General features: G+C 53.4%; 2 protein-coding genes. Both read left to right on the plus strand.

Going from position 1 to position 1,516, the window contains the following annotated elements:
- The first annotated feature begins 99 nt into the window (after positions 1–99).
- Positions 100–576, plus strand: a complete 477-nt coding sequence (locus WKK33_RS01540) for an HU family DNA-binding protein (protein ID WP_215760432.1) — start codon at positions 100–102, stop codon at positions 574–576.
- A gap of 76 nt (positions 577–652) precedes the next feature.
- Entirely contained in the window at positions 653–751 is a 99-nt protein-coding gene (locus tag WKK33_RS01545; protein ID WP_215760433.1) for a smalltalk protein, read from the plus strand.
- Positions 752–1,516: the final 765 nt, after the last annotated feature.

The raw sequence follows: 1,516 nt of genomic DNA on the forward strand, positions 1-1,516 counted from the left end.
TAAATATCAAATATATAACTATAGTTAAGCGATTAATATCGCATCACTAGTAACCAAATATATTTAATGTTTAACTAAAAATTTCAGGAGGACAAAACTATGAGTATTCGTTATCGCAAGTATCAGGAGAAGCGCGAAGGCAACAAGAACTACGGCAAGTGGTATGGCCGCGCCGTGCATCTCAACAACGTGAGCACCAAGGAGCTGGCCGAGGAGATCGCACACGCCACCACCGCCACCTACGCCGACACGCTCGCCGTGCTCAACGAGCTATCCGTGGCCCTGCGACGCCACCTGCTCAACTCCGACCGCGTGGAGATTGAGGGACTCGGAGCCTTCAAGGTGGGCATCAGGACCGTGGCGGCAGCCACCTCGGCCGACTTCGGCGCGCAGAACGTCAAGGGCTACAAGGTGCTCTACCAGCCCTTCAAGCGCTTCGTGGGCAACGGACAGGTCACCGACAAGAACCGCCGCGCCGGCAGCTACGTGATGTATCTGCTTGAGGGCGTGACCGCCAAGGAGGCGCCCAAGAACGTCGTGGTCGACTCGAAGGACGTTTCCGACCCCAAGGTGTAGCGCCCAGAGCCGTGAGCAAGTCATCGAAGTAGAGAGCAAGCCATCGAAGTAATGAACCAACAAACCAACAGGAGCCATGAACAAGGACAAGTGGAAGACCCTGCTCAACCTCATCGTGACCATCCTCACCGCCATAGCAGCCACGCTCACCACGCAGAGCTGCATGGGGGTGTAGGGGGAAGCGGAGGAGTCGAAGAGCCAAAGGGCCGAAGAGCCGAAGAGCCGAAGCGACATCGCCGAGCCTACATAGTTTGATTTTAGTTGCCAATACGTTCTCGTCAGAGAGCCCATGAGGAAACGCCGGTTGCAGCGATTGCAATCGGCGCTTTTTTTTGATTCATCACCCCGAATGGCTTTCTCTTTTTAGCCTCAGACGGCGTCTGCGCGCATCAGCGGGATCTGTGGGAGAATAAAAAAACGCGCCTTGTTACATTGTTTCATGTTACATGTTACAATAAGGTGGTTCCACATGTCGCATCCGCCATTTATCGGGTGCCCACCGCCTACGGCGATGGCCTCAGGGGTCTACAGAACACAGATATCACCGATGCGCACGGATCCATCATCACGGATCTTTTAATTCTTTCTTTTTTGATGGCCCTCTGGGCCTACGGATCTTAAACGGATTTTTCGCATGTCAAGATCGTGTGACGTTCTGTTCGTCCCTGTCAACCCAAGGCGGGCTGAAGTCCAAGAATGCGCATAGCCCTGTCAACCCAAGGCGGGCTGAAAGCCCAATGGCCTCCATAGCCCAGGGCTATGAACTTCTGCCCCTTCTGCGTGCCCGTTCTGACTTCCACACATACAACTCTCCGCCTGCGAAAAATCTGTGCCATCTGCCGCGCCAAAGGCGCGATCTGTGGAAGCCCATCACCCCGAACGGCATCTGCTTTCTATGTTAAAATCCAAATATTTTGACCATTATTTTTAATTTATGCTG

The sequence above is a fragment of the Hallella sp. genome (genome assembly GCF_037460745.1).
Taxonomy (GTDB): domain Bacteria; phylum Bacteroidota; class Bacteroidia; order Bacteroidales; family Bacteroidaceae; genus Prevotella; species Prevotella faecis.

Excerpts from the sequence above, each read along its gene's own strand:
- WKK33_RS01540 (WP_215760432.1), top strand. The coding sequence starts at position 100 with ATGAGTATTCGTTATCGCAAGTATCAGGAGAAGCGCGAAGGCAACAAG.
- WKK33_RS01545 (WP_215760433.1), top strand. The coding sequence starts at position 653 with ATGAACAAGGACAAGTGGAAGACCCTGCTCAACCTCATCGTGACCATC.